This window comes from Roseateles sp. GW823-FHT07B05 (assembly GCF_058794515.1).
The window spans coordinates 130,200-153,923 of the sequence record NZ_JBXAGX010000007.1 but is presented as its reverse complement, the minus strand read 5'-3'; the positions used below and the strand labels follow the sequence as shown (position 1 = coordinate 153,923).

Genomic DNA, 23,724 nt, shown 5'->3' with positions numbered 1-23,724 from the left:
CGCATGGCCGGCGTGCTCGAACGCATCCACCGCGCCAACCGCCCGCCGTTCCACAGCCTCACGCCGCGCGACGCGCGCCTGGCCTACCGCATGGGCGCCGAGATCCTGGACCTGCCGCGCGCGCCGCTGCCCCGCGTCGATAACCTCGAAGCCGCCGGCCGCCCCGCGCGGCTGTACGCGCCCAGCCACGAGCGGCTGCCCGTGCTGCTCTACCTGCACGGCGGCGGCTTCACGATCGGCGACCTGGAGACGCACGACAGCCTGTGCCGCCAGCTGGCACTGCGCAGCGGCGCAGCCGTCATGGCACTGGACTACCGCCTCGCGCCCGAGCACCGCTTCCCCGCCGCCGTGGACGACGCCTGGGCCGCACTGGCCTGGCTGCACGAACATGCGGCATCACTCGGGCTGGACGGCTCGCGCCTGGCCGTCGGCGGCGACAGTGCCGGCGGCACGCTGGCCGCCACCACCGCCTTCTTCGCCCGCGACCGCGGCCTGCCGCTGAAGGGGCAGCTGCTCATCACGCCCGGCACCGCCAGCCAGGCCGGCACGCCGTCGCACAAGCTGTTCGCCAACGGTTTCCTGCTCGACGCCGCCAGCATCGAGTGGTTCTTCGGCCACTACCTCGACCGCGCCCAGCGCCACGACTGGCGCTTCGCGCCGCTGGAGGCGGAGGACCACAGCGGCCTGGCGCCCGCCTGCCTGGTGCTGGCCGAATGCGACCCGCTGGTGGACGAGGGCATCGCCTACGCCGACACGCTGCGAGCGGCCGGCGTGCCGGTGCAGCTGGAGCTGTACCGCGGCGTCACGCACGACTTCATCAAAATGGGGCGTCAGATCCCCGAGGCCCTCACCGCCTTGGACGCCTGCGCCACCGCCATCAGGGAGTACCTCCAACCATGAAGCGCACCGACTTCCGCCACCTCGAACCCCTGCGCGTGCGCTGGGCCGAGATCGATGCCCAGGGCATCGTCTTCAACGGGCATTACCTCACCTACCTGGACACCGCCGTCAGCGGCTACTGGCGCGCGCTGGCCATGCCCTACGCCGAGACGATGAAAGGGCTGGGCGGCGACCTCTACGTGCGCCGCGCGACGCTGGACTACCGCGGCTCGGCCCGCTACGACGACCGGCTGGACATCGGCATCCGCGTCCGCGAGTTCGGCAACAGCTCGATGAAGGTGGACGGCGCCGTCTTCCACGGCGAGCACATGCTGGTGCAGGCGGAGATGGTCTACGTCTTCGCCGACCCGGCCACGCAGTCGCCGCTGCCGGTGCCGGACGCGCTGCGCGGGCTCATCCACGACTTCGAGGCCGGTCAGCCGGTCGTCGACATCGCGCTGGGCCCGTGGTCCGAGCACGGTGCCGCCGCCACCGCCATCCGCCGCGAGGTGTTCGTGGAGGAGCAGCACATTCCCGCCGACATGGAGTGGGACAGCGCCGACGCCAGCTGCCTGCACGCGCTGGCCCGCAACCGCTTCGGCCTGCCGCTGGCCACGGGCCGGCTGCTGGAGCATGTGCCGGGTGTGGCCAAGATCGGCCGCATGGCCGTGCGGCGCTCCATGCGCGGCGGCCAGATCGGCCGGCTGGTGCTGGACGCGCTGATGGCGCACGCCCGGCAGCAGGGCTACCGCGAGGTGCTGCTGCATGCGCAGTTGTCAGCGGAGAACTTCTACCTGCGCGCCGGCTTCCAGCGCCGCGGCGAGCCGTTCGAGGAAGCCGGCATCGGCCACGTCGAAATGGTCCGGGCGATCTAAGCCTGGCGCACGCAGGCGTTGTCCTCGGTCCAGCCTCAGCCCAGCATCTCGAAGCGCTCGACGCGGCGCTCGCTCGCCAGCCACGGCGCCATCGCCGCCGCCACCTGCGGCTCGCGGTGGCCCCAGCCGGCGGGGTAGATCTCCATCCACGTCCAGCGGCCCTGGTCATCCGGCTCGGGGCGCTGTAGCAGCTCGATCGGCGCTTCGACGCGGGCCTTGCGGAAGGCGATGAGGGCGGCGTCGGCGTTGTCCGCCGCGACCTTGTAGTAGACGTAGAGCTGCATCAGTCTTGCGGCGGAATTTCGTACGGCAGAGGGCGCGGCTGCAGCATCGCGCCGCCGGCTTGCCCCAGGTGCAGGCTGCCGCCTTCCAGCGCCGCGAGCTTGATCTCGGCGGCGATGACCGTGCGGCCGTCGCGCATGCCGCTGCCGGCCACGACGCCGGCCGGCTGCTCGGGGTCGGCGCTGTGGAAGATCTCCTGGCCCACGGTGGCCGTCGCGTCCGTCTCGAACACCTGCAGCCGGCGCTTCAGCGTGCCGCGGTACTGGCTGCGCGCGACGATCTCCTGGCCCGGGTAGCAGCCCTTCTTGAAGTTCACGCCGCCCAGCACCTCGAAGTTGATCATCTGCGGCACGAAGGCCTCCACGGTGGCGCCGCGCACCCACGCCAGGCCGGCGGCGGCCTCGGCGCCGGCCCAGTCATCGGGCGTGATCTCGGCGCTCGCAGGAGCGGCGGCTGCCGCCGGCTGCACGCGCAGCGCGCGGCCTGAGCCGGGCAGTGCGATCTGCACGGCGTCACCCTCGCGCACCAGCGTCCACGCGTCGGCGGCCGGCGTGCCCTGCAGGCCGTAGACGGCGAACTCGGCGCTGGCGTCCGTCAGCTTGCACTTGGCGCGCAGCACGAACATCGACAGCCGCTTCAGCGTCGCCGCCAGCGTTTCGGCCGGCAGCGCCAGCAGGATCTCGTCGTCACCGCCACGCCAGCCCACCATCGTTGCGAGCAGCCGGCCCTTGGCGGTGCAGAAGCCGGCCAGCCGCGCGTGGTCACGGTCCAGCAGCGCAAAGTCCTGGGTCAGCTGGCCGTGAAGGAAGCTGGCGGCGTCGGCACCGAGGGCGCGGATGACGCCCCAGTCACGGAGGTGGAGTCGGGAAGTCTGGGACATGGGCGCAATTATCATCAGCCCCCTTTTGACCGGGCCGTCTCTCTGGGTATACAGGGCATGAAATGGTTGTTGCGGGCGTTGCTCGCGTTGTTGTTGATCGCGGCGCTGGCCGCCGGGGCCGCGTGGCAATGGCTGCGCAGCCCGCTGGGGCTGGCCGCGCCGTCGGTGGAGTTGTCCGTCGAGCCCGGCGCCAACCCGGCCGAGGTCGCGCGCGCCTGGGTGGCCGCCGGCGTGCAGACCGATGCCCGCTGGCTCTACCAGTGGTTCAAGTGGTCCGGCCAGGCCAAGCAGATCCGCGCCGGCAGCTACGAGGTGCACGCCGGCGTCACGCCGCGCGAGCTGCTGGACAAGATGGTGCGCGGCGACCAGATCCTGGAGCAACTGCGCCTCATCGAAGGCTGGAACTGGCGCCAGGTGCGGGCCGCGCTGGCCGCCGCCCCGTCGCTCAAGCCCAGGACCGCGGGCATGAGCGACGCCGAGCTGATGGCCGCCCTGGGCGAGCCGGGCGTGGCGCCTGAGGGCCGCTTCTTCCCCGACACCTATGCCTATAGCCGCGGCGTCAGCGACCTGACCGTGCTCAAGCGCGCCCGCGACGCGATGAAGAAGCGCCTCGCCGCAGCCTGGGACAAGCGTGCGGCCAACCTGCCGCTGAAGTCGGCCGACGAGGCGTTGATCCTCGCGTCCATCGTCGAGAAGGAAACCGGCACGCCGGCCGACCGCAGCCGCGTCGCCGCCGTGTTCGTGAACCGGCTGCGCCTGGGCATGCCGCTGCAGACCGACCCCACCGTCATCTACGGCCTGGGCGAGGCCTTCGACGGCAACCTGCGCAAGCGCGACCTGCTGGCCGACACGCCGTTCAACACCTACACGCGTGGCGGCCTGCCGCCCACGCCCATCGCGATGCCCGGCGCGGCGTCGCTGGCCGCGGCGCTGAACCCGGCGCCGGTGAAGGCGCTGTACTTCGTGGCGCGCGGCGATGGCAGCAGCGAATTCAGCGACGACCTCGCCGCGCACAATCGCGCGGTCAACAAATACCAACGCGGCGGCAAGTGATCGGTCGATTCATTTCATTCGAGGGCATCGACGGTGCCGGCAAGTCCACCCACATCCAGGCGGTGGCCGACTGGTTCCGCGCCCGCGGCGACGACGTGCAGCTCAGCCGCGAGCCCGGCGGCACGCCGCTGGCCGAGGCGCTGCGCGACATCGTGTTGAAGCAGCCGATGGGCTCGCTGACCGAGGTGTTGCTGATGTTCGCCGGCCGGCGCGACCATGTGGAGACCGTCATCAAGCCCGCGCTGGCGGCCGGCAAGACGCTGCTGTGCGACCGCTTCACGGATGCGAGCTTTGCCTACCAGGGCGGCGGCCGCGGCCTGCCGCTGGCGGTGCTGAACCCGCTGGCCGACTGGGTGCAGGAAGGCACCGAGCCCGAGCTGACGCTGTGGTTCGACCTGCCTTCCGAGCAGGCTGCCGCGCGCCGCGCCAACGCCCGCGAGGCCGACCGCATCGAGCAGCTGGACCTGGACTTCTTCGAGCGCGTGCGCGCTGGCTACGCGGCCCGCGCGGCCGCGGCGCCGCAGCGCATCGTGCGCATCGATGCCAGCGGCACCGTCGAGCAGGTCGGCGCCGCCGTGATCGCGGCGCTGGCCGCCCGGTACTCCTGATGCTGAACGCCGATCTCCCCTGGCTGCAGGGGCCGCTGACCGACGCGCTGACGCGCGCCCGCTCGCACGCGCTGCTGGTGCAGGGCCCGGCCGGCGTCGGGCAGCTGGAGCTGGCCGTCAAGCTGGCGCAGAGCTGGCTGTGCGAGGCCGCTGCGCCGGGCCAGCCGGCCTGCAACCAGTGCGCCAGCTGCAAGCTGTTCGCCAGCGGCACGCACCCGGACTTCCAGCTGTTGCTGCCCGAGGCGCTGGACGCGACCGCACGCGAGTCGCTGGGCCTGCCGTTCGAGGAAATCGACGTCAAGGCCGGCAAGGCCAAGCCCAGCAAGGAGATCAAGGTCGAGGCGGTGCGCGGCCTGCTGTCGTTCGCGCAGGCCACGTCGGCGCGCGGCAAGGCCAAGGTCGTCGTCATCTTCCCGGCCGAGGCGCTGAACGGTGTGGCCGCCAACGCGCTGCTGAAGACGCTGGAGGAGCCGTCCGGCCTGCTGCGCTTCGCGCTCGCCAGTCATGACAGCGCCAGCCTGCTGCCCACCATCCGCAGCCGCTGCCAGCCGCTGCCGCTGGCGCTTCCCGAGCGCTCGGCGGCGCTGGCCTGGCTGGCGTCCAAGGGTGTGCAGGGGGCCGAGGGCCTGCTGGACGCGACCGGCGGCCGGCCGCAGCAGGCGCTGGCCTGGTCGAAGGCCGGGCTGACGGATACCGCCTGGCAGGCCATTCCGAAGCGCGTCGCGCGCGGCGAGGTGCAGGCGCTGTCCGAGCTGCCGCCGCCACGCGCCATCGACGCGCTGCAGCGGCTGTGCCATGACCTGCTGCGCCGCAGCCACGGCCAGCCGGGGCAGTTCTTCGCGGCGGCGTCGCTGCCGTCGCCCAGGAAGGCAGCGCCGCTGCTGGCCTGGGATGCCGAGCTGAGACGCGCCGCGCGGCATGCCGATCACCCGTTGAACGCCAGCCTGTGGATCGAGGCGCTGGTGGCGCAGGCCCAGGCGGCGGTGAATGCGTCCTTGCGCTGACTACACTCGGCTTCCATGAGCGACGCGCAATCCAAGCAAGGCCCGGCCTCCCTGCAATTCCAGCCCAGCCAGCTGGGCGGTTCCCTGCCGTTGCCCACGGTGGGCGGGCAGGGCGCCAGCTCCAGCGCGCGGCCCAGCGTCATCCAGCTGGTGTTCCGCGAGAAGTCGGCGCTGTACGCGGCCTACATCCCGGCCTTCACCGAAGGCGGCCTGTTCGTGCCGACGACGCGCGACTACAAGCTCGGCGAGGATGTCTACCTGCTGCTGGCGTTGCCCGAGGACAGCCAGCGCTATCCTGTGGCCGGCAAGGTCGCGTGGCTGACGCCGGCCAACGCGTCAGGCGGCCGCACCCAGGGCGTGGGCGTGCGCTTCCCCGGCGATGAGAAGACGCGGTTGATCCGCGTGCGCATCGAGGAAATCCTGGGCACCGCGGTGTCGTCGAGCAAGCCGACCCAGACGCTGTAAGTGAAAGAGCCCGCCCGGGCTGCCGACCGATGTTCATTGATTCCCACTGCCACCTCAGCTTCCCCGAACTGAAGCAGCGGCTTCCCGACATCCTGGCCGACATGCGCAACGCGCAGGTCGATCAGGCCATCTGCATCTGCACGCAGATGGAGGAGTTCGAGGACGTCCACGCGCTGGCGATGGCGCACGACGTGCTGTGGTCCACCGTCGGCGTGCACCCCGATACCGAGGACATGCGTGAGCCCGACGTGGCCGAGCTGGTGGCTCTGGCGGCGCGGCCGCGTGTCGTCGCCATCGGCGAGACGGGGCTGGACTACTACCGCCTGAACGGCCGCAGCATCGCCGACATGGCGTGGCAGCGCGAGCGCTTCCGCACGCACATCCGCGCCGCCAAGCAGGCGGGCAAGCCGCTGGTCATCCACACCCGGGCTAGCGCCGCCGACACGCTGCGCGTGCTGGACGAGGAGGGCGGCGAGCAGGCGGGCGGCGTGTTCCATTGCTTCACCGAGACGGCCGAGGTGGCGCTGGCGGCGGTGGAGCGCGGCTACTACATCTCGTTCTCGGGCATCGTCAGCTTCAAGAACGCGCAGGATCTGCGCGACCTGCTGAAGCTGCTGCCGCTGGAGCGCGTGCTGATCGAGACCGACAGCCCGTATCTGGCACCGGTGCCGTTCCGCGGCAAGACCAACTCGCCGGCCTATGTGCCGCACGTGGCCAAGGCCGTGGCGGACGCCGTGGGCCTGGCCGTGCCGGAGCTGGCCGCCATCACGACGGCCAACACGCGCCGACTGTTCAAGCTGCCGGAGGCCGCATGAAACTGCTGATCGCCACGCTGGCCCTGGCCGCGGCCACGCTGGCCCATGCGACGCCCGTCGACGACCTCGTCATCGCCGCCGAGATGAACGACCCGCGCGTCGTGCAGGCGCTGCTGACCAAGGGCGTGGACCCCAACCTGACCGACAACCGCGGCCGCACCGCGCTGTTCACGGCCGTGCGCGAGGGCTCGCAGAAGGCGCTGGAAGCGCTGCTGGCCGTGCAGCAGACGAACGTGAACGCCGTCAACGCCGACGGCGAGACGCCGCTGATGCTGGCCGCCATCCGCGGCTCGCTGCCCGCCGTGAAGGCACTGGTCAAGCGTGGCGCCGACATCAACCGCAAGGGCTGGACGCCGCTGCACTACGCCTGCAGCGGCCCGGACAACGGCGTGGCCGAGTTCCTCATCGCGCAGGGCGCGGCGCTGAACGCGCGCTCCGACAACGGCACCACGCCGCTGATGATGGCCGCCCGCTACGGCAGCGGTGACCTGGTGCCGCTGCTGCTGAAGGCCGGCGCCGAGCCGCGCGCGGCCAACGAGCAGGAGCTGACGGCCGCCGACTTCGCCAAGCGCGGCGGCCGCGACCGCATGGCCGCCGAGCTGCGCGCCGCCGAGGCCCAGCGCCAGCGCGCGGCGTCGGCCGAGAAGTAGTGCACGCCTGGCCGGCCGTGTAGGGGAAAGTCTTACAGCGCCTAGCGCGCTGTGCCGACTGTTGCGACCCGGGGTGGCTGCCTACAGTGAGGCCATCGACTTCAACCGCAGGCCCACCATGCTGTCCACCACCCCGAATCTGGCTGACCCGTTCGCGATGCTGATCTCGCCCGCCGAGGTGATGACCGCCATCGAGCGTTCCGACCGTCTGGCCCGCCTGCAGCGCCGCGTCTACCGCCCGCTGGACCGCCCCTGGATTCCCGTCAAGGCCAGCGCCGCCTTCGACAGCGAGATCGACGCCGAGATCGACGTGCCCGACCTGTCGGACGACGCGTTGTAAAAACGAAAACGCCCGCTGATGCGGGCGTTTTGCTGGCGAGGCCGCTGGCCTCTTGCCTGGCGCTCAGACGCGCTTGCGGTACTCGTGCGTGCGGGTATCGATTTCGATCTTGTCGCCGTTCTCGACGAACGCCGGCACGGAGATCTCGAAGCCGGTGCCCTTCAGGCGGGCCGGCTTCATGACCTTGCCCGACGTGTCGCCCTTGGCGGCCGGCTCGGTCTCGATCTCGCGCACGACGCTGGTGGGCAGTTCGATGGAGATGGCCTTGCCGTCGTAGAAGGTGACTTCGGCGGCCATGCTGTCTTCCAGATAGGACAGCGCGTCGCCCATGTTCTCGGCTTCGACTTCGTACTGGTTGTACTCGGTGTCCATGAACACATACATCGGGTCGGCGAAGTAGGTGTACGTGCACTCCTTCTTGTCGAGGATGATCTGCTCCATCTTGTCGTCGGCCTTGAACACGAGTTCAGCACCGGCGCCGTTGAGCAGGTTCTTCATCTTGATGCGCACGGTGGCAGCGCCACGGCCGCCACGGCTGTATTCGGTCTTCAGCACGACCATCGGGTCCTTGCCCTGCATGATCACGTTGCCGGCGCGGATTTCTTGAGCGAGTTTCATGGTGGTCTCTCGGGATTAGTCAGGAGCTGCGCACCAGAACTCCAGCGGATTTGATCCGGTATGGCGCGGCAAAGCCCGTGATTCTATCTGGAAACCCCTAGGAAGCCCCGCAGCTGGGTCAGCAGGTCGGGCTGGGCCGCCAATTGCGCACGCCAGGCTGGCGCATGGTCGGCGGCCTCCGCCAGGCCGGCCAGCGAGCCGGGCAGGGCGCCCAGGCCGTTCCAGCCGCGCCACACCGCCTGCCAGGCCGGCGGCAGCGCCGCGCGGGCCATGAAGGCGGCCAGCTTGGCGTGGTGGGCGTTGTCCTCCGGTTGCGGGTAGATGTGCCAGACGAAGGGCTTGCCGGCCCACTGCGCACGCACGAACGAATCCTCGCCGCGGACGAAGTTCAGGTCGCAGGCCCACAGCAGCCGGTCGTAGTCGTCCTGCGGCAGGTAGGGCAGTGCGATGCTGCGCAGGCCGGGGCGAGCGGCGATCAGCGGCTGCAGCGGCCCGGGGCAGGCCAGCACCAGCGTGGGTTGTTCGGCGAGGCTCGCCAACAGGGCGGGCAGGTGCGCGTTGGCATAGGCGAACAGGCTGACGACGCGCTCGCCCTCCTCGGGCGCCCAGCCGCGCGCCGCCAGCCAGGCCGGCCCGTCGAAGGTCTCGATGCGCTCCAGCAGGCCGGTCTCGCGCAGCAGCCCGCCGGTGCGGGGCGTGAAGCCGGGGTAGAAGAAATGCTTGGTCAGGCCTGCGCCGGGGCCGTGGAACTGCGGCGAGGCCAGGCCATGGCTGCGCTCCACGTAGTCCTCCGCGCTGAGGTACTCGAGGTTGATCCAGCGCGGTGCGGTCTGCCGGGCGGCCATCCGGGCGACGAAGAAAGTCGGCAGTTCGCAGCCGAAGGCCTCGATGACCACCTCGCCCGGGGGGGCCTCCACGTCGTTCTCGGGCCAGGCGCGGATCTCGACGCCATGGCGCCGGTCCGGCCGCTCGGGCGCCATCCACGCGAGCGCCGAGGCGTCGTCAATCCACAGCCTGGCCTGATGTCCGCGAGCGACGATGTCCCGCGCCAGCCGCCAGCACACACCCAGGTCGCCATGGTTGTCGATGACGCGGCAGAAGATGTCCCAAAGCATCGGCTCTCTCATCGGCTCACTCATGGGTGGATTGTCCCAGGCCAGAATGCCGCCAATGTCCAGCACGCCACCTCCCAGCACCGACCCCGTCGAGCAGTACCAGGCCGAACGTGCCGCCATCGAAGCCGCCGAGAAGCAGCGCGCCGTCGACATGGAGGCCGCCGCCCGCGCGACGCGCGAGAAGCTGCTGGCCGAGGTGGGCGCGCTGCCGGCGCTGCCTGGCGTCTACCGCTACTTCGACGCGCGGGACGAGGTGCTTTACGTCGGCAAGGCCAAGGACCTGAAGAAGCGCGTCAGCAGCTACTTCCAGAAGAACCACGGCGGCACGCGCATCGGCATGATGGTGGCGCGCATCGCCCGCATGGAAACCACGGTGGTGCGCACCGAGGCCGAAGCGCTGCTGCTCGAGAACAACCTGATCAAGACGTTGAATCCTCGCTTCAACATCCTGTTCCGGGACGACAAGAGCTACCCCTACCTGAAGATCACGTCGCACGCGTGGCCGCGCATGGCCTACTACCGCGGCGCGGTGGACAAGCGGCACCAGTACTTCGGCCCGTTCCCCAGCGCCTGGGCGGTGAAGGAGTCCATCCAGCTGATGCAGAAGGTGTTCAAGCTGCGCACCTGCGAGGACAGCGTCTTCAACAACCGCAGCCGGCCCTGCCTGCTGCATCAGATCAAGCGCTGCTCCGGCCCCTGCGTGCCGGCCGGCCAGACCGGCGACTACGCGCGCGACGTGCAGAGCGCCGAAGCCTTCCTGCGCGGCGAGACCGACGAGGTCATGGCCTCGCTGCAGGCGCAGATGACCGCCTACGCCGAACGCTTCCAGTACGAGCTGGCGGCCGAGGTGCGCAACCAGATCCAGGCGCTGTCCAAGGTGCTGCAGCAGCAGGTCGTCGAGGAAAGCAGCGCCACCGGTCGCGACCGCGACGTGGACATCCTGGCCGTCAAGGTGCAGGGCGGCAAGGCCTGCGTGAACCTGGCGATGGTGCGCGGCGGCCGGCACCTGGGGGACCGCGCGTTCTTCCCCAAGCATGTCGACGATGCGACGGCCATGCTGCTGGACGACGAGGAGCCGCTGTCGCCCGAACGGCAGGTGCTGGAGGCCTTCATGGCGCAGCACTACCTCGCTTCGCCGGTGCCGGGCCTCGTCCTCGTCAGCGAGCCGGTCGACGCCGGCCTGGGCGAGGTGCTGGGCAGCCAGGCCGGCAGCCGGGTCACCGTGCAGGCCCAGCCGCGCGGCCAGCGCCGCATCTGGCTGGAGATGTGCGTCAAGGGCGGCGAGCTGGCGCTGGCGCGGCTGCTGGCCGAGGAGGGTTCGCAGCAGGCGCGCACGCGCGCGCTGGTGGACGCGCTGGACCTCTCCGTCACCGAGATCGACAGCTTCCGCGTCGAGTGCTTCGACATCAGCCACACCGCCGGCGAGGCGACGATGGCCAGCTGCGTTGTTTTCGAGGGCCACCAGATGCAGAGCAGCCAGTACCGGCGCTACAACATCGAGGGCATCACCGGCGGCGATGACTACGCCGCCATGCGCCAGGTGCTGACGCGCCGCTACGCCAAGATGGCCGAGGCCGCGCAGCTCGGCACCGGCCGGTTGCCGGACCTCGTGCTGGTGGACGGCGGCCGCGGCCAGGTCAGCATGGCGCGCGAGGTGTTCGAGGAGCTGGGGCTGGACCTGAGCCTCATCGCCGGCGTCGAGAAGGGCGAGGGCCGCAAGGTCGGCCTGGAAGAGCTGGTGTTCGCCGACGGCCGCGAGAAGGTCTACCTCGGCCGCGACTCGGCCGCGCTGATGCTGATCGCGCAGATCCGCGACGAGGCGCACCGCTTCGCCATCACCGGCATGCGGGCCAAGCGCGCCGCCACGCGCACCGGCGGCTCGCGTCTGGAGGACGTGCCGGGCGTCGGCCCCAAGAAACGCTCGCAGCTGCTGCAGCGCTTTGGTGGCGTGCGCGGCGTGGCTGGCGCCAGCGTCGACGAGCTGTGCAGCGTGAAAGGCATCTCGCGCGACCTGGCCGAAGAGATCTACCGCGCGCTGCACTGAGCGCAACCCGACAAGAATCGCTTCTGGAGGAGCACACCATGTCCATCGTCGAACGCTCGCGCCGCACCGCCCACTGGCTGGTCGCGCCGCTGCTGGCCGCCTGCGGCGCCGCGCCGCGCGCACCGGCCCCCGCGCCGGCACCGCCCGCCGCCCCGGCCGTGACGCCGGCCCCGGCGGCCGCACCGGCGGCGCCACAGCCCTCCGCCGCGCTGAACAAGCCCCAGGGCATGCCGGCGCCCAAGGCCGTGCGCACGCCGGAGGAACTGCGCCGCCAGGCCGCCGAGCGCATCGTCATGGCCAACCCCGAGCGCACCTTCATGACGCCGGCCCCGTCGCACCTGCTCACCGTCGTCGTGCTGGATGTGGAGCTGAAGGCCGACGGCAGCGTGCGCAAGATCAACGTGCTGCGCCCGCCGCGCTTCGGGCCCGAGACGCTGCAGATGGCCATCGACGCCGTGCACCGCGCCGCGCCCTTCGGCGACGTGCGCCGCATGCCCGAACCCTGGCGGTTCACCGAGAGCTTCCTGTTCGACGAGGACCGCCGCTTCAAGCCGCGCAGCCTGGATTGACGGGTCGCCACCACAAGCTGGGGCGTCAACGCCCCAGCCTTGGGCACAATGGCCGGATGACACGGCCCTCACGCTCACTCCGTTCGCTGCCCCCCGCGGGGGCGCTGGTGCCCTCCGGACGGACCAGCGGCCACTGACATGTTCTGGACGCTTCCCACCCTGCTGACCTGGGCCCGCATCGTGGCCATCCCGCTCATCGTCGGGGTGTTCTACCTGGACCTGGCGCCCGCGCACCAGAACCTGTTCGCGACCAGCCTGTTCATCGTCGTCGCGCTGACCGACTGGCTGGACGGCTACCTGGCCCGCAAGCTCAACCAGACCTCGTCCTTCGGCGCCTTCCTGGACCCGGTGGCCGACAAGTTCCTCGTCTGCTCGGCGCTGCTCATCCTGCTGGAACTGGGCCGCGTCAACGCCTTCGTCGCGCTGGTCATCGTCGGCCGCGAGATCGCCATCTCGGCGCTGCGCGAATGGATGGCGCAGATCGGCGCGTCACGCAGCGTGGCCGTGCACATGGTGGGCAAGCTCAAGACCACCGTGCAGATGGTGGCCATCCCGTTCCTGCTGTTCGACGGCCTGCTGTTTGGCATCATCCCGACCCGCGTGTGGGGCACCTGGCTGATCTACGCGGCCGTCGTGCTGACCATCTGGTCGATGGTGTACTACCTGCAGAAGGCGCTGCCCGAAATCCGCGCCAAGGCGCGCTGAAGACGCCATCCGGCGACGCGCGGGACACCGAGTTGTATCGGGACTTTTCCCGCCCCGCCGGGCCGGCGGGGCGCGTCTAGAATCCGCTTCCCCGCGCGAGTCCGGGCCGTCGAATTGGTGGCTCTGAAGGGCTCCCAGCTGTACGCGGGCCGCCATTCGCTAGCAGCTTTGCACCGCCGAATCGTCCAACTGGGGGCACGAGTGAACAAGTCCGAATTGATCGAGCACATCGCCAAGCAGGCCGACATCTCCAAGGCCGCCGCGGGCCGTGCGCTCGAAGCCGTGATCGGCGGCGTCAAGACGACGCTGAAGAAGAATGGGACCGTGTCGCTGGTGGGCTTCGGCACCTTCAGCATCACCAAGCGCGCCGCCCGCACCGGCCGCAACCCGCGCACCAACGAGGCGATCAAGATCAAGTCCGCCAAGGTGCCCAAATTCAAGCCTGGCAAGGCGCTCAAGGACGCCGTCAACTGACGCGCCGCCGGTCGTCTCTAGAATCCCCGGTTTTCCCGGGCGCTTAGCTCAGTTGGTAGAGCACCTCCTTTACACGGAGATTGTCGGCGGTTCGAGCCCGTCAGCGCCCACCACCCACCCCGCGGCGGCCCACGCCGTCCCGCATCTAGAATGCGGCTCCCCTCGAAGGCGAACCTCGGTTCGCCTTTGTTGCGTTTGATCCCTGAAGGCTCTCCGAGATGTTTGATTTCGTTCGCCAGCACAACCGCCTGTTCCAGTTCATCCTGCTGCTGCTGATCCTGCCGTCCTTCGCCTTCGTCGGCATGCAGGGCTACACCAGCATGATGGGGGGCGCCAACGCCGGCGTGGCCAGCGTCGACGGCCGCAAGATCACCCAGGCCGAATGGGACGTGGCGCTGCGCGACCAGGGCGACCGCATCCGCCGCCAGAACCCCAACGTCGACGCCAAGCTGCTGGACACCCCCGAGGTGAAGCAGCAGGCGCTGGAAGGTCTGGTCACCGAGCGCACGCTGCAGGCCGCGGCCACGCACCAGCACTTCACGCCCAGCGCCGAGGCCGTCAAGGCGCGCTTCTGGAACGACCCGCAGCTGGCGTTCCTGCGCAACCCCGATGGCACCGTCAACAAGGCCATCCTGGCCGCGCAGGGCATGACGCCGTCCGGCTTCCTCGAGCGCCTGCGCCAGGACTACGCGCTGCGCCAGGTCATGGCACCGGTGGAAACGTCCGCGGTGGCTGGCAACGCCAACGCCAAGCTCGCCTTCGACTCGCTGCTGCAGCAGCGCGAGGTGCAGCTGCAGCGCTTCGACGTGGCCGCCTTCGCCGCGCAGATCAACCCCAGCGACGCCGACCTGGAAGCCTTCTACAAGGAGCCGGCCAACGCCGCCAAGTTCCAGCTGCCCGAGTCGGCCCAGATCCAGTACCTGCTGCTCGATATCGAGGCGCTGAAGAAGGACGTCAGCTTCACCGAGGAAGACCTGCGCAAGTACTACGACGAGAACGCGTCGCGCTACGGCGTGCCCGAAGAGCGTCGCGCCAGCCACATCCTCATCAAGGCCGAGCGCAGCGCGCCGGCCGACGAGCGCGCCAAGGCCAAGGCCAAGGCGGAGGAGCTGCTGGCCCAGGTGCGCAAGAACCCGGCCTCGTTCGCCGAGGTCGCCAAGAAGAGCTCGCAGGACGAGGGCTCGGCCGTCAATGGCGGCGACCTGGACTTCTTCGGCCGTGGCGCCATGGTCAAGGAGTTCGACGCGGCCGTCTACGCGATGAAGGCCGGCGAGATCAGCAACCTCGTCGAGACCGACTTCGGCTTCCACATCATCCAGCTGACCGGCACCCGTGGCGGCGAGAAGAAGCCGTTCGAGGCCGTGCGCGGCGAGGTCGAGACCGAAGTGCGCAAGCAACTGGCCCAGCGCCGCTACGCCGAGGCCGCCGAGCAGTTCGGCAACCTCGTCTACGAACAGTCCGACAGCCTGCAGCCCGCCGCCGACAAGCTCAAGCTGCAAGTCCAGACCGCCACCGTCGCGCGCCAGCCGCAGGCCGGCGCCGCGGGCCCGCTGGCCTCGGCCAAGCTGCTGGACGCTGTGTTCGGCGCCGATGCGCTTCGCAACAAGCGCAACACCGAGGCCGTCGAGACCGGCCCAAGCCAGCTCGTGTCCGCCCGCGTCGTGCAGCACAACCCGGCCCGCGTGCCGCCGCTGGCCGACGTGAAGGACAAGGTCCGCGCACAGCTCGTGCAAAAGCTCGCCAGCGCCGAAGCCCGCAAGGCCGGCGAGGCGCGCCTGGCAGTGCTGAAGGCCAACCCGGCCGACACCGGCGGCCTGGAGGCGGCCGTGACCGTGTCGCGCGCCAAGCCCGAGAAGCTGACCCGTGCCCAGCTCGAAGCCGTGCTGGGTGCCGACGCCGCCAAGCTGCCGGCCGCGGTGGGCGTGGCGGCCGAGGACGGCGGCTACGTCGTCGTGCGCATCAACCAGCTGCAGCCGCGCGACGCCAGCGTCATCGACGACAAGCGCGCCAGCCAGCAATACGCCGCTGCCTGGGCCCGCGCCGAAGGCCAGGCCTACCTTGCCGCGCTGAAGTCGCAGTACAAGGCGGTCATCAAAGTTGCATCTCCTGCCTCTGCCGCTAGCGCGCCCTGATTTTTAGGTTATACTTTTTGGCTCAGCGGTGGTTGTAGCTCAGTTGGTAGAGTCCAGGATTGTGATTCCTGTTGTCGTGGGTTCGAGTCCCATCAGCCACCCCAAAATTTCCGCCTGAATCAACGGCCCAGCGAATCAACCCGCTGGGCCGTTGTGCTTTTGGGGTGACGTTTGCGCGAGTCCACTCGCCGGCGCTCCTGAGCCGGCCACTACATGGGCCGAAAGAGGTGGCTGAACGCGCGGCTGACCTTCAGCGGCCGTTCCAGGCCGCGCAGGTTCAGGCTGTACTGGCCGTTCTCCTCGCGCGTCGCGCTCAGGATGGCGTGGGTGTTGACGAGGACGCTGCGGTGCACCTGCATGAAGTCGGTCGAGTCGATGCTGGCCATCAGCTCGCGCAGGCTCATGCGCACCAGCGCCTCGCCGCCGGCCGTGACCACGTTGACGTATTTCTCGGTGGCCTCGAAGCAGATCACATCGGTGACGGGAATCATGCGCACCGTGTTGCCCACGCCCGCGCGGATCACCTTGATGCGCTCCCGCGGCAGCTGCGGGGCCTCGCCCATGGACTGCATGCGCTGCATCACCTGGGCCATGTCGCCCGCACCGGGCTGCCGCGCACGCTGGCCCAGCCGGGCCTTCAGCCGGTCGACCGTCTGCGCCAGCCGCTCCGGTGTCGCGGGCTTGAGGATGTAGTCCACCGCGGCGCGCTCGAAGGCCGACACCGCGTAGGCGTCGTAGGCCGTGACGAACACGAACAGCGGCTCCGCCGCCTGTTCCGGCCACTCGTCCGCGATGGCCTCGGCCGCCTCCAGGCCGTTGCGGCCGGGCATCTTGATGTCCAGGAACATGATGTCCGGCGCATGGGCCAGCGCCAGCTCCGTGGCCTGCAGGCCGTCCTCCGCCATCGCGAGGATCTGCAGCTCGGGCCAGGCCTGCTCCAGCAGGCGGCGCAGCGTGCGCGCGAGGACGGGTTCGTCTTCGGCGAGGACGGCGGTCGGGCCGGTGCGCTCGTGCATGTCGGTCTCCAGAGAAGTTCTGTTCAGCAGGGAAGGTGGATGACGGCGCTGACGCCCGCGGGCGTGCGCCGCTCCAGGCGCAGGCTGGCGGCGTCGCCGTAGGCGGCGCGCAGCCGGTCGCGGACGTGCTGCAGCCCGTAGCGGGTGCTGGCCGGCGTGCCCTGGGCGTCCAGCCCGCCGTCCGCCGGCAGGCCCAGGCCGCTGTCGGACACGCGCAGTTCGATGAAGGCGTCGTGCAGCGTCGCCTCCACATCGATGCGGCCTGCGCCGACCTTGGGCTCCAGCCCGTGCTTGATGGCGTTCTCTACCAGCGGCTGCAGCAGCATCGGCGGCACCAGCGTGTCTTCGAGCGTGGGCGGCAGGCTCAGCCGGTAGCTCAGCCGCGGGCCCATGCGCAGGGCCATGATGTCCAGGTAGGCGCGCAGCTGCGCGAACTCCCGGCTCAACGCCACGGCCTCCGTCTGCGATGCGACCAGCGCGCTGCGCAGGTAGACGATGAGCTGGTCGATCATGGTCTCGGCGCGGTCGACGTCCTCGCGCACCAGCGAGCGCACGTTGGCCAGCGTGTTGAACAGCATGTGCGGCTCCAGCTGCGTGCGCAGCAGGCGCAGCTGCGATTCGACGGCGAGCCGCTGCGCCTCGGCGCGCTGGGCGGCCTCGGCGGCCAGTTGCTCGCGCGTGGCGTAGTAGTGCAGGCCGAAGCCGCCGACAAGCAGCGTGAAGACGATGGGGATGAAGCTGATGGCCCGGTGGCCCACCATCTGCATCGACTCGCCCAGCAGGATGAACGCGATCTGGTGGCCGATGAAGTAGCCGCCGGGCAGGGCCACCAGCGCGATGAGCAGCCAGCGGGCCGTGGGAGAGAAGCGCGCGAACTGCCGGGTGCGGCGCAGGAACACGACGATGGCGACCATCGTCAGCCCGACGCACTCCGAGAACAGCAGCACGCGGGGAAAGGTCTCGATGCCGGGCACGACGAAGAAGAGCAGCACCGCCGCCACCGCCCACAGGCAGGCGGCGATCAGCAGGGTTTGCAGGAAGCCGCGCAGCGGGTCGGTTCGGGGCAGGGGTGTCATGAGGCGGGCTGGTGCGTGGCTGGGTGTCTGGCGGGCCGCGGACGACTCTAGGGCCCGCCGCACGATCCGCCAACCGGGCAGGCGCCGGCGGCAGCCTGCCGCCGGCAGTTCGGGGTCAGGGCTTGCTGCAGGCGCAGGCCGGGCCGCAGGCGCATTGCGGGCCGCAGGCGCAGGCCGGTTGCGGCGGCGGGGTCTGGCAGCCGCAGGGGCAAGCCGCGCCGGGGCAGGGGTTGCAGCGGCAGGCGGTGGTGGTCGGGGTGTCGTTCATGAGGTTTCTCCTGGGGTGGATCGCCGACGGGATGTCGTCGATGGACGGACTGTCGCCAGGCCGCCGGGCTGCGGGCAGCGGTTTGCGACGAGTGGGGCCGGGCGGTGCGGGAACGCGCGGCGGCGTCGACCCGGCGGTGGCTGGCAGTGGCTGCGGTGCCGTGCGTGGCGGTGGGCTGCCCGCCATCCGTTTGGTCGCCGCGGCAGACCGCTGCCGGACGGATTCGTGCCGCCGGTCGCGCGCCGCTGTCGCCCTGGTCTGCTGCTGCCCAGAGTCCGGCCTCGGCATCCCAGCCACCTGGCCGCCCTCCGGGGTCTCTCCACCTCTTCATCCCGTCAACATCATGTCTGTCCGCACCTTCCTCGCCCCCGCTCTCGCCGCCGCGGCGCTGTGCCTGTCCGCCTGCGGCACGCCGCCCGCCGACCTCGACTACACGCTCCGGCATCCCGCCGCTCAAGGCCGTTTCGTCGTCGAGCTGCAGCCTCCCGCGCAGGGCCCCGCCATCGGCCAGCTGCACAGCTGGACGGTGAAGGTGGCTGGCATCGACGGCTCGCCGGTCACCCGCGCGCGCGTCACCGTCGACGGCGGCATGCCGCAGCACGGCCACGGCCTGCCAACGCAGCCGCGCGTCACCCGCGAACTGGCGCCGGGTACCTATCTCGTCGAGGGCATGAAATTCAGCATGACCGGCTGGTGGGACCTGCGTCTGGACATCGAGGCCGCAGGCGTGCGCGACCAGGCCGTGTTCAACCTGGTGATGGCCCACGACGGCCTGAAGCGCTGAATGAAGGCGCTGATCCCTGGGCGCCGCCGGACGATGCTGGCCGTGGCCGCGCTGCTGCCGGCGCTGGCCGGTTTCGGCTGGAGCCGCGAGCGCGACGACGTCTGGTCGGCCGCGGAGCGGGCCGTGCTGGCCTCGATGCACCTGGACCGGCTGGGCGCGCTGCCGCCCGACCCCGGCAACGCCGTGGCCGAGCGCCCGGACGCCGCCGCGCTGGGGCGGACGCTGTTTTTCGACACCCGGCTGTCGCGCAACGGCCAGGTGGCGTGCGCCAACTGCCACGACCCCGCGCGGCAGTTCCAGGACGGCCGGCCGGTGGGCCGCGGCCTGGCCGACGGCGCGCGGCGCACCATGCCCCTCGCCGACGCCGCACGCAGCCCCTGGCTGTTCTGGGACGGCCGCAAGGACAGCCTCTGGTCCCAGGCACTGGGCCCGCTGGAGGACGACGCCGAGCATGGCAGCAACCGCACCCGCATCGCCCAGCAGCTGCACGCGCATCACCGCCAGCGCTACGAGCAGGTGTTCGGCGCCTTCCCGCCGCTGGCCGGCTTGCCGGCCGATGCAGGCCCGCTGGGCTCGCCAGTGCAGCGCGAGGCGTGGGCGCGCATGAGCGACGCCCAGCGCGACGCGGTGAACCGCGTGTTTGCGAACCTGGGCAAGGCCATCGCCGCCTACGAGCGCACGCTGCGCACCATGCCATCACGCGTCGACCGCTATGTGCGGGCGGTCGAGACAGGCGATGCCGCCGGCCGGCAGATCCTGACGCCCGACGAGGTGCGCGGCCTGCGGCTGTTCATCGGCAAGGGCCGGTGTGTGACCTGCCACGCCGGGCCGCTGCTGACCGACCAGCATTTCCACAACACGGGTGTGCCGCCGCGCACGCCCGGCCGGCCGGACCCGGGGCGCGCCGCGGCCGTGGCCGGGGTGCAGGCGGACGAATTCAACTGCCTCGGCCGCTACAGCGATGCCGACGCGGCCGCCTGCGGCGAGCTGAGCTTCATCGCCCAGTCGCCGGGCCTGCTGGGCGCCTTCAAGACGCCAGGGCTGCGCAACGTCGCGCTGCGGCCGCCCTACATGCACGCCGGGCAGCTGGCAACGCTGGAGGACGTGGTGGTGCACTACCGGCAATCGCCCGCGGCTGCGCTCGGCAGCAGCGAGCTGGCGCCCGCCGGTCGCGCGCAGGCCGGGCGCCAGGCCATCCGGCTGGACGACGAGGAGGCACGGCAGATCGTGGCCTTTCTGTGCGCGCTGTCCAGCCCGGTCGACGACCGCCTGGAGGCTGGGGCAGCGCCGTGAGCCCGGCGCCTGCGCTGGCAGGCCAGGCCTTGGAACGACGCTGGCATGCGCCGCTAGGCGCGGATGGGTGCCCCGATGAAGCCCAGGGGCGTGTTCTTCTGACCGAGCGGGGCGCCGTAGGGCGGGGCGGCAAAAAACCTGCTGGCCGCGGTCGGGGCGGGCGCCACCACGCCGGGCCTGGCGCAGAAGGCCGCGGCCAGCCGGGCGGCGAAACCCGGGCCGGCGTGGATCGCCATCAGCACCTGGCCTCGCGCGTCGCGCGCGCTGATCTGGCACAGGGCGTCGTCCCGGGCCCAGCGGCTCACCGGCAGCGGTTCGTGACGGTCGTAGAAATCTTGCATGGTGGTCTTTCGTGACGATGTGTCGACTGTCGAGGGTGCGTGCGTCAGGCCTCGCGCCCGCTGAAGCCCGCGACCGTGTCCTGCCAGGCGTTGCGCTCGGCGTCCTTGTCCTTCGGCGGCGGCGCCGGCTGGAAGGCCTGCTCGAACCGCTGCGCCTGCACCTCGCGCCGCTGGCGGGCGCGCTTCTCGACGGCCTTGGCCTGCTTCCTGAACGAGCGCGGCATGCGCTCCAGCAGCGCGGCAAAGCCGACCGGGCAGGGCTTCTTCACAGCACGGTCCGGCGCACGTCGATCTCGGTGCCCTCCCAGGCCTGCTCGTCGGGCAGCGGCTGGGTGACGCGGTGGCGGGCGGCCTCCGCTTCCCAGGTGCGCAGCTGCTGCAGCGTGATACGCAGCAGTTCGTCGGTGGTCCAGCGCAGGGCGGCGTCGGGCGGATGGGGCGTGGCTTGCGTGGGCATGAGGGCTCCTGTGGCTATGGAGCCAGTCTCGGCAGTGGCCGCGCCGGGGGATATCGCCCTGAATGGGGAATGCGGGGGGATGCCGCCGGGCGTATCCCCCATCGTCTCCCCCTAAAGGGGGATGGACGCGCCGCTGTCAGCCGACATAGCCCAGCGGCAGCGCGGTCGTCAGCTTGAGCTCTTCCATCGCGAAGCTGGAGCTGACGTCGTGCAGCTGCGTGCCGGCGATGAGGCGCTTGTAGACCTTGTCGTAGGCGGCGATGTCCGGCACGACGACGCGCAGCAGGTAGTCCACGTCGCCGCTCATGCGGTAGAACTCGACGACCTCGGGGATGGCCTGCACGGTGGCCTTGAAGGTCTCGAACCAGGCTTCGGTGTGCACGCTGGTGCGCACCGACACGAACACCGTCACGCCGACGTTGACCTTGCGCGGGTCCACCAGCGCCACCTGGCGCGTGATGACGCCGGCTTCCTTCAGCCGCTGGATGCGCCGCCAGCAGGGCGTCGTCGACAGGCCCACGGCTTCGGCGATCTGCGCGACCTGTTGCTCGGCATCCTGCTGAAGAATGTCCAGGATTCGAACGTCGATGGCATCCAGTTTCATTTGCTGGATGTTAGTTGGAATGAAATTTCCTTCTTGACCATTGTCGAGCGATGAAAGGCAAGCCATTGCTCCGGCCGGCTTCGCAGAATCTGCGCATGGAAATCTATCTCGACGCGAACGCCACCACCCCCGTGCTGCCGCAGGCCCGCGAGGCCGCGCTGGCGGCGATGGCGGAGGACTTCGGCAACCCCAGCAGCATCCACAGCACCGGCCTGAAGGCGAGGGCGCTGATGGACGGCGTGCGCGCCCGCGCGCGGCGCGTGCTGGGGGCGGGCAGCGGCCGGCTGCTGTTCGTCAGCGGCGCGACCGAGGGCATCCAGACGGCCGTGCTGTCGAGCTTGAGCGCGCTGCGCGACCGCCCGGGCCGGCCCGAGCTGCTGCTGTACGGCGCGACCGAGCACAAGGCCGTGCCCGAGGCGATCCGGCACTGGAACGCGCTGCTGGGGCTGAACCTGCCGGTGCTGGCCATCCCCGTTGGCCGCGACGGACGGCACGACCTGGCCTGGCTGCGCGAGCACGCGCCGCGCGCCGGGCTGGTCTGCACGATGGCGGCGAACAACGAGACCGGTGTCGTCAGCGACCTGGATGGCATCGCGGCCGCACTGGCCGGCAGCCCGGCGCTGTGGCTGGTGGACGGCGTGCAGGCGCTGGGCAAGCTGCCGCTCAGGCTCGCCGAGCGCCGCATCGACTACGCACCGTTCTCCGGCCACAAGCTCTACGCGCCCAAAGGCATCGGCCTGCTGTACGTGCGCGACGGCGCGCCGTTCACGCCGCTGCTGGCCGGCGGCGGCCAGGAGGGTGCGCTGCGGGCGGGCACGGAGAACATGTCCGGCATCGCCGGTTTAGGTGCCGTGCTGGCAGCGCTGGAGGACGGCGGTACCTTCCGGGACGCCGCCACCCTCGGCGCCTTCCGCGACCGCCTGGCGGATGTGCTGCAGCAGGCCTTCCCCGGCCTCGTCTTCAACGCGCCGCCGGACCTGTGCCTGCCGACGACGCTGAACTTCGCGGTGCCGGGCGTCAGTGCCAAGCTGCTGCTCGACTTGTTCGACGCCGCCGAGCTGCGCGTCAGCGGCGGCTCGGCCTGCAGCGCGGCCAAGGCGGCGCCGAGCTACGTGCTCGAAGCCATGGGCCTGCCGGCCTGGCAGAGCGCGTCGGCCGTGCGGCTGTCGTTCGGGCCGGTCGCCGACGCTGCGTTCATCGACGAGGCCTGCGCACGCATCCGCGTCTGCGGCGAATCGCTGCGCGACAGCTGCCTGAGCCCCGGCGCCGCGGGCCAGGCGCTGCCGGCCGAGGGGCTGACGCGCTTCGTCGTCGACGGTGCCTGCTGCTACCTGCTGGCCGACGCCGCCAGCCGCCGGGCCGTCGTCGTCGACCCGCTGCCCGAGCTGACCGGGCGCCTCGCCCAGTGGCTGCGCTGCCAGGGCTACGCGCTGGCCGCCGTGCTGGACACGCACAGCCATGGCGACCACGCGTCGTCCGCCCCCGAGCTGTGGGCCGCCGCGGGCCAGCATGCCGGTGATGTCGACGGCCTGGGCTGGCCGCACGACGCCGAGGCGCTGACGCTGGGCGCGCTGACGCTGACACGGCTGCCGGTGCCCGGCCACACGCAGGACTCCACCGCCTACCTGCTGCACGACGCCAGCGGCCTGCGCCAGGTGTTCATCGGCGACACCGTGATGCCCGGCGCACTGGGCCGCAGCGACTTCGCGCAGAGCGCGCCGCAGCAGTACGCCGCGTCGCTCGCACGGCTGGCGCAGGCCGCTGGCCCACACACGCTGCTGCTGCCTGGCCACGACTACGACGACCGCTTCGCGACGACGCTGGCCGTCGAGTGCGACGCGCAGCCGCTGCTGGCCGACGTGCTGGCCGGCCGCCTCGACGCCGCCGGCTTCGCTGCCGCCAAGGCGCGGCTGGAGCAGGGCCTGGCCCTGACCGAGTACCAGACCGTCGCCTGTGGCGCGCGTGTGGACAGCGGCTGCCCGCTGGCCTCCAGCGAACTGGCCGTCGACGCGCTGCGCGGGCTGCTGGGCCGGCAGCCGGCGCTGCTGCTGGTGGACGTGCGCGAGCCCTACGAGCAGCGGCTGGGCCAGGCGCCCGAGCTGGGCCCGGCCGTGCGCCGCGAGGCCGTCGCGCTGAGCGGCCTGCCCGATGCGCTGGCACGCTGGTTGGCGCTGCCGGCCGACACGCCCATCGTCTTCTTCTGCCGCAGCGGCAACCGCAGCGCGCAGGCCGCGCAGGCGCTGCGTCGGCTGGGCCACGCGCAGGCGTGGAGCCTGGCTGGCGGCCTGGCGCTGTGGCCGCGTGCGCAGGCCGACGCGGCGCTGGCGATCTGATCGAGCGAACTGTGCCGGCATGACCGGCCAGTTCACCGCATCGC

General features: G+C 71.0%; 28 protein-coding genes and 2 tRNA genes. 19 read left to right on the top strand and 11 right to left on the bottom strand.

Translation table 11 applies throughout. The features are described from left to right. The first annotated feature begins 3 nt into the window (after positions 1 to 3). Complete coding sequence (locus tag AC1Q7O_RS16575; protein ID WP_492658872.1) at positions 4 to 900, top strand: alpha/beta hydrolase; 897 nt, start codon at positions 4 to 6, stop codon at positions 898 to 900. After that, the gene (locus AC1Q7O_RS16570) at positions 897 to 1,754 is read left to right on the top strand and encodes a YbgC/FadM family acyl-CoA thioesterase (RefSeq protein WP_492658707.1); all 858 of its coding nucleotides are present in this window, start codon (positions 897 to 899) and stop codon (positions 1,752 to 1,754) included. Before AC1Q7O_RS16575 ends, AC1Q7O_RS16570 begins: the two co-directional genes overlap by 4 nt. 35 nt (positions 1,755 to 1,789) lie before the next feature. Here the strand turns inward: AC1Q7O_RS16570 and AC1Q7O_RS16565 are convergent, their stop codons facing one another. Next, complete coding sequence (locus tag AC1Q7O_RS16565) at positions 1,790 to 2,038, bottom strand: DUF4936 family protein (RefSeq protein WP_492658708.1); 249 nt, start codon at positions 2,036 to 2,038, stop codon at positions 1,790 to 1,792. Then, positions 2,038 to 2,916, bottom strand: coding sequence for a CAF17-like 4Fe-4S cluster assembly/insertion protein YgfZ (gene ygfZ / locus AC1Q7O_RS16560; protein ID WP_492658709.1), 879 nt, complete (start codon positions 2,914 to 2,916; stop codon positions 2,038 to 2,040). Before ygfZ ends, AC1Q7O_RS16565 begins: the two co-directional genes overlap by 1 nt. Positions 2,917 to 2,973: 57 nt before the next feature. On the opposite strand from ygfZ, the gene mltG reads away from it, so the two are divergent. The 7 genes from mltG (at position 2,974) to AC1Q7O_RS16525 (ending at position 7,851) form a co-directional block, all read left to right on the top strand. Continuing rightward, on the top strand, positions 2,974 to 3,969 hold the full coding sequence (gene mltG / locus AC1Q7O_RS16555; RefSeq protein ID WP_492658710.1) for an endolytic transglycosylase MltG: 996 nt from the start codon (positions 2,974 to 2,976) through the stop codon (positions 3,967 to 3,969). Next, the gene (gene tmk, locus AC1Q7O_RS16550; RefSeq protein WP_492658873.1) at positions 3,948 to 4,577 is read left to right on the top strand and encodes a dTMP kinase; all 630 of its coding nucleotides are present in this window, start codon (positions 3,948 to 3,950) and stop codon (positions 4,575 to 4,577) included. The genes mltG and tmk overlap by 22 nt, the downstream gene beginning before the upstream one ends. Then, a complete protein-coding gene (locus AC1Q7O_RS16545; RefSeq protein ID WP_492658711.1) occupies positions 4,577 to 5,581 on the top strand; it encodes a DNA polymerase III delta subunit-related protein in 1,005 nt (334 codons plus the stop codon). The genes tmk and AC1Q7O_RS16545 overlap by 1 nt, the downstream gene beginning before the upstream one ends. 15 nt (positions 5,582 to 5,596) lie before the next feature. Then, positions 5,597 to 6,046 carry a PilZ domain-containing protein gene (locus tag AC1Q7O_RS16540; protein ID WP_492658712.1) on the top strand — a complete coding sequence of 150 codons (450 nt, stop codon included), beginning with the start codon at positions 5,597 to 5,599 and terminating at the stop codon, positions 6,044 to 6,046. Positions 6,047 to 6,075: 29 nt separating this feature from the next. Then, positions 6,076 to 6,861 carry a TatD family hydrolase gene (locus tag AC1Q7O_RS16535; protein ID WP_492658713.1) on the top strand — a complete coding sequence of 262 codons (786 nt, stop codon included), beginning with the start codon at positions 6,076 to 6,078 and terminating at the stop codon, positions 6,859 to 6,861. Continuing rightward, the gene (locus AC1Q7O_RS16530) at positions 6,858 to 7,511 is read left to right on the top strand and encodes an ankyrin repeat domain-containing protein (RefSeq protein WP_492658714.1); all 654 of its coding nucleotides are present in this window, start codon (positions 6,858 to 6,860) and stop codon (positions 7,509 to 7,511) included. The genes AC1Q7O_RS16535 and AC1Q7O_RS16530 overlap by 4 nt, the downstream gene beginning before the upstream one ends. A 118-nt stretch (positions 7,512 to 7,629) precedes the next feature. Further along, positions 7,630 to 7,851: a hypothetical protein gene (locus tag AC1Q7O_RS16525; RefSeq protein ID WP_492662728.1), complete on the top strand. Its 222-nt coding sequence runs from the start codon at positions 7,630 to 7,632 to the stop codon at positions 7,849 to 7,851. A gap of 63 nt (positions 7,852 to 7,914) precedes the next feature. On the opposite strand, the gene efp is transcribed toward AC1Q7O_RS16525, so the two are convergent. Further along, the gene (efp, locus tag AC1Q7O_RS16520) at positions 7,915 to 8,469 is read right to left on the bottom strand and encodes an elongation factor P (RefSeq protein ID WP_492658716.1); all 555 of its coding nucleotides are present in this window, start codon (positions 8,467 to 8,469) and stop codon (positions 7,915 to 7,917) included. Positions 8,470 to 8,552: 83 nt separating this feature from the next. After that, the gene (gene earP / locus AC1Q7O_RS16515) at positions 8,553 to 9,584 is read right to left on the bottom strand and encodes an elongation factor P maturation arginine rhamnosyltransferase EarP (RefSeq protein ID WP_492658717.1); all 1,032 of its coding nucleotides are present in this window, start codon (positions 9,582 to 9,584) and stop codon (positions 8,553 to 8,555) included. 55 nt (positions 9,585 to 9,639) lie between these two features. Here earP and uvrC point away from each other — a divergent pair, with 55 nt between their 5' ends. The 7 genes from uvrC to AC1Q7O_RS16480 all read left to right on the top strand — a co-directional run bounded on the left by uvrC (position 9,640) and on the right by AC1Q7O_RS16480 (position 15,612). Continuing rightward, positions 9,640 to 11,628 (top strand): excinuclease ABC subunit UvrC, encoded by a 1,989-nt coding sequence (gene uvrC / locus AC1Q7O_RS16510; RefSeq protein WP_492658718.1) that lies wholly within the window; start codon positions 9,640 to 9,642, stop codon positions 11,626 to 11,628. A 38-nt stretch (positions 11,629 to 11,666) separates the two neighbouring features. Then, the gene (locus tag AC1Q7O_RS16505) at positions 11,667 to 12,197 is read left to right on the top strand and encodes a hypothetical protein (protein ID WP_492658719.1); all 531 of its coding nucleotides are present in this window, start codon (positions 11,667 to 11,669) and stop codon (positions 12,195 to 12,197) included. 138 nt (positions 12,198 to 12,335) lie between these two features. Further along, a complete protein-coding gene (pgsA, locus tag AC1Q7O_RS16500; protein ID WP_492658720.1) occupies positions 12,336 to 12,902 on the top strand; it encodes a CDP-diacylglycerol--glycerol-3-phosphate 3-phosphatidyltransferase in 567 nt (188 codons plus the stop codon). A 180-nt stretch (positions 12,903 to 13,082) separates the two neighbouring features. Further along, positions 13,083 to 13,376 carry an HU family DNA-binding protein gene (locus tag AC1Q7O_RS16495; protein ID WP_492658874.1) on the top strand — a complete coding sequence of 98 codons (294 nt, stop codon included), beginning with the start codon at positions 13,083 to 13,085 and terminating at the stop codon, positions 13,374 to 13,376. 37 nt (positions 13,377 to 13,413) lie between these two features. After that, a tRNA-Val gene (locus AC1Q7O_RS16490) sits at positions 13,414 to 13,489 on the top strand. A 105-nt stretch (positions 13,490 to 13,594) separates the two neighbouring features. After that, positions 13,595 to 15,508, top strand: coding sequence for a SurA N-terminal domain-containing protein (locus tag AC1Q7O_RS16485; protein WP_492658721.1), 1,914 nt, complete (start codon positions 13,595 to 13,597; stop codon positions 15,506 to 15,508). A 28-nt stretch (positions 15,509 to 15,536) separates the two neighbouring features. Further along, a tRNA-His gene (locus AC1Q7O_RS16480) sits at positions 15,537 to 15,612 on the top strand. A gap of 105 nt (positions 15,613 to 15,717) precedes the next feature. Here AC1Q7O_RS16480 and AC1Q7O_RS16475 read toward each other — a convergent pair. The 3 genes from AC1Q7O_RS16475 to AC1Q7O_RS16465 all read right to left on the bottom strand — a co-directional run bounded on the left by AC1Q7O_RS16475 (position 15,718) and on the right by AC1Q7O_RS16465 (position 17,868). Next, positions 15,718 to 16,524, bottom strand: coding sequence for a LytR/AlgR family response regulator transcription factor (locus tag AC1Q7O_RS16475; protein WP_492658722.1), 807 nt, complete (start codon positions 16,522 to 16,524; stop codon positions 15,718 to 15,720). Positions 16,525 to 16,547: 23 nt separating this feature from the next. Beyond that, on the bottom strand, positions 16,548 to 17,600 hold the full coding sequence (locus tag AC1Q7O_RS16470) for a sensor histidine kinase (protein WP_492658723.1): 1,053 nt from the start codon (positions 17,598 to 17,600) through the stop codon (positions 16,548 to 16,550). A 115-nt stretch (positions 17,601 to 17,715) separates the two neighbouring features. Beyond that, positions 17,716 to 17,868 (bottom strand): hypothetical protein, encoded by a 153-nt coding sequence (locus tag AC1Q7O_RS16465; RefSeq protein WP_492658724.1) that lies wholly within the window; start codon positions 17,866 to 17,868, stop codon positions 17,716 to 17,718. Between the two features lie 343 nt (positions 17,869 to 18,211). Here AC1Q7O_RS16465 and AC1Q7O_RS16460 point away from each other — a divergent pair, with 343 nt between their 5' ends. Both AC1Q7O_RS16460 and AC1Q7O_RS16455 read left to right on the top strand, forming a co-directional pair. After that, positions 18,212 to 18,652, top strand: coding sequence for a FixH family protein (locus AC1Q7O_RS16460; RefSeq protein WP_492658725.1), 441 nt, complete (start codon positions 18,212 to 18,214; stop codon positions 18,650 to 18,652). Beyond that, a complete protein-coding gene (locus tag AC1Q7O_RS16455; RefSeq protein WP_492658726.1) occupies positions 18,653 to 19,945 on the top strand; it encodes a cytochrome-c peroxidase in 1,293 nt (430 codons plus the stop codon). Positions 19,946 to 19,998: 53 nt separating this feature from the next. On the opposite strand, the gene AC1Q7O_RS16450 is transcribed toward AC1Q7O_RS16455, so the two are convergent. The 4 genes from AC1Q7O_RS16450 to AC1Q7O_RS16435 all read right to left on the bottom strand — a co-directional run bounded on the left by AC1Q7O_RS16450 (position 19,999) and on the right by AC1Q7O_RS16435 (position 21,347). Continuing rightward, positions 19,999 to 20,286, bottom strand: a complete 288-nt coding sequence (locus AC1Q7O_RS16450) for a hypothetical protein (RefSeq protein ID WP_492658727.1) — start codon at positions 20,284 to 20,286, stop codon at positions 19,999 to 20,001. 44 nt (positions 20,287 to 20,330) lie between these two features. Next, entirely contained in the window at positions 20,331 to 20,555 is a 225-nt protein-coding gene (locus AC1Q7O_RS16445; RefSeq protein ID WP_492658728.1) for a hypothetical protein, read from the bottom strand. Continuing rightward, positions 20,552 to 20,743, bottom strand: a complete 192-nt coding sequence (locus tag AC1Q7O_RS16440; protein ID WP_492658729.1) for a hypothetical protein — start codon at positions 20,741 to 20,743, stop codon at positions 20,552 to 20,554. Before AC1Q7O_RS16440 ends, AC1Q7O_RS16445 begins: the two co-directional genes overlap by 4 nt. A gap of 136 nt (positions 20,744 to 20,879) precedes the next feature. Then, a complete protein-coding gene (locus AC1Q7O_RS16435) occupies positions 20,880 to 21,347 on the bottom strand; it encodes an Lrp/AsnC family transcriptional regulator (protein WP_394509749.1) in 468 nt (155 codons plus the stop codon). A 95-nt stretch (positions 21,348 to 21,442) separates the two neighbouring features. Between AC1Q7O_RS16435 and AC1Q7O_RS16430 the strand changes: the two genes are divergently transcribed. Continuing rightward, positions 21,443 to 23,680, top strand: coding sequence for an aminotransferase class V-fold PLP-dependent enzyme (locus AC1Q7O_RS16430; protein ID WP_492658730.1), 2,238 nt, complete (start codon positions 21,443 to 21,445; stop codon positions 23,678 to 23,680). The last annotated feature ends 44 nt before the right edge of the window (positions 23,681 to 23,724 follow it).

Bases quoted from the DNA above. Each gene is read 5' to 3' on its own strand.
- pgsA (WP_492658720.1), top strand. From the start codon at position 12,336: ATGTTCTGGACGCTTCCCACCCTGCTGACCTGGGCCCGCATCGTGGCC.
- AC1Q7O_RS16460 (WP_492658725.1), top strand. From the start codon at position 18,212: ATGTCTGTCCGCACCTTCCTCGCCCCCGCTCTCGCCGCCGCGGCGCTG.
- AC1Q7O_RS16450 (WP_492658727.1), bottom strand. From the start codon at position 20,286: ATGCAAGATTTCTACGACCGTCACGAACCGCTGCCGGTGAGCCGCTGG.
- AC1Q7O_RS16525 (WP_492662728.1), top strand. From the start codon at position 7,630: ATGCTGTCCACCACCCCGAATCTGGCTGACCCGTTCGCGATGCTGATC.
- AC1Q7O_RS16540 (WP_492658712.1), top strand. From the start codon at position 5,597: ATGAGCGACGCGCAATCCAAGCAAGGCCCGGCCTCCCTGCAATTCCAG.
- AC1Q7O_RS16535 (WP_492658713.1), top strand. From the start codon at position 6,076: ATGTTCATTGATTCCCACTGCCACCTCAGCTTCCCCGAACTGAAGCAG.
- AC1Q7O_RS16505 (WP_492658719.1), top strand. From the start codon at position 11,667: ATGTCCATCGTCGAACGCTCGCGCCGCACCGCCCACTGGCTGGTCGCG.
- efp (WP_492658716.1), bottom strand. From the start codon at position 8,469: ATGAAACTCGCTCAAGAAATCCGCGCCGGCAACGTGATCATGCAGGGC.
- AC1Q7O_RS16530 (WP_492658714.1), top strand. From the start codon at position 6,858: ATGAAACTGCTGATCGCCACGCTGGCCCTGGCCGCGGCCACGCTGGCC.
- AC1Q7O_RS16475 (WP_492658722.1), bottom strand. From the start codon at position 16,524: ATGCACGAGCGCACCGGCCCGACCGCCGTCCTCGCCGAAGACGAACCC.
- AC1Q7O_RS16430 (WP_492658730.1), top strand. From the start codon at position 21,443: ATGGAAATCTATCTCGACGCGAACGCCACCACCCCCGTGCTGCCGCAG.
- AC1Q7O_RS16575 (WP_492658872.1), top strand. From the start codon at position 4: ATGGCCGGCGTGCTCGAACGCATCCACCGCGCCAACCGCCCGCCGTTC.
- AC1Q7O_RS16470 (WP_492658723.1), bottom strand. From the start codon at position 17,600: ATGACACCCCTGCCCCGAACCGACCCGCTGCGCGGCTTCCTGCAAACC.
- AC1Q7O_RS16545 (WP_492658711.1), top strand. From the start codon at position 4,577: ATGCTGAACGCCGATCTCCCCTGGCTGCAGGGGCCGCTGACCGACGCG.
- AC1Q7O_RS16455 (WP_492658726.1), top strand. From the start codon at position 18,653: ATGAAGGCGCTGATCCCTGGGCGCCGCCGGACGATGCTGGCCGTGGCC.
- mltG (WP_492658710.1), top strand. From the start codon at position 2,974: ATGAAATGGTTGTTGCGGGCGTTGCTCGCGTTGTTGTTGATCGCGGCG.
- earP (WP_492658717.1), bottom strand. From the start codon at position 9,584: ATGCTTTGGGACATCTTCTGCCGCGTCATCGACAACCATGGCGACCTG.
- ygfZ (WP_492658709.1), bottom strand. From the start codon at position 2,916: ATGTCCCAGACTTCCCGACTCCACCTCCGTGACTGGGGCGTCATCCGC.
- uvrC (WP_492658718.1), top strand. From the start codon at position 9,640: ATGTCCAGCACGCCACCTCCCAGCACCGACCCCGTCGAGCAGTACCAG.
- AC1Q7O_RS16440 (WP_492658729.1), bottom strand. From the start codon at position 20,743: ATGCCCACGCAAGCCACGCCCCATCCGCCCGACGCCGCCCTGCGCTGG.
- AC1Q7O_RS16485 (WP_492658721.1), top strand. From the start codon at position 13,595: ATGTTTGATTTCGTTCGCCAGCACAACCGCCTGTTCCAGTTCATCCTG.
- AC1Q7O_RS16570 (WP_492658707.1), top strand. From the start codon at position 897: ATGAAGCGCACCGACTTCCGCCACCTCGAACCCCTGCGCGTGCGCTGG.
- AC1Q7O_RS16435 (WP_394509749.1), bottom strand. From the start codon at position 21,347: ATGAAACTGGATGCCATCGACGTTCGAATCCTGGACATTCTTCAGCAG.
- AC1Q7O_RS16565 (WP_492658708.1), bottom strand. From the start codon at position 2,038: ATGCAGCTCTACGTCTACTACAAGGTCGCGGCGGACAACGCCGACGCC.
- AC1Q7O_RS16465 (WP_492658724.1), bottom strand. From the start codon at position 17,868: ATGAACGACACCCCGACCACCACCGCCTGCCGCTGCAACCCCTGCCCC.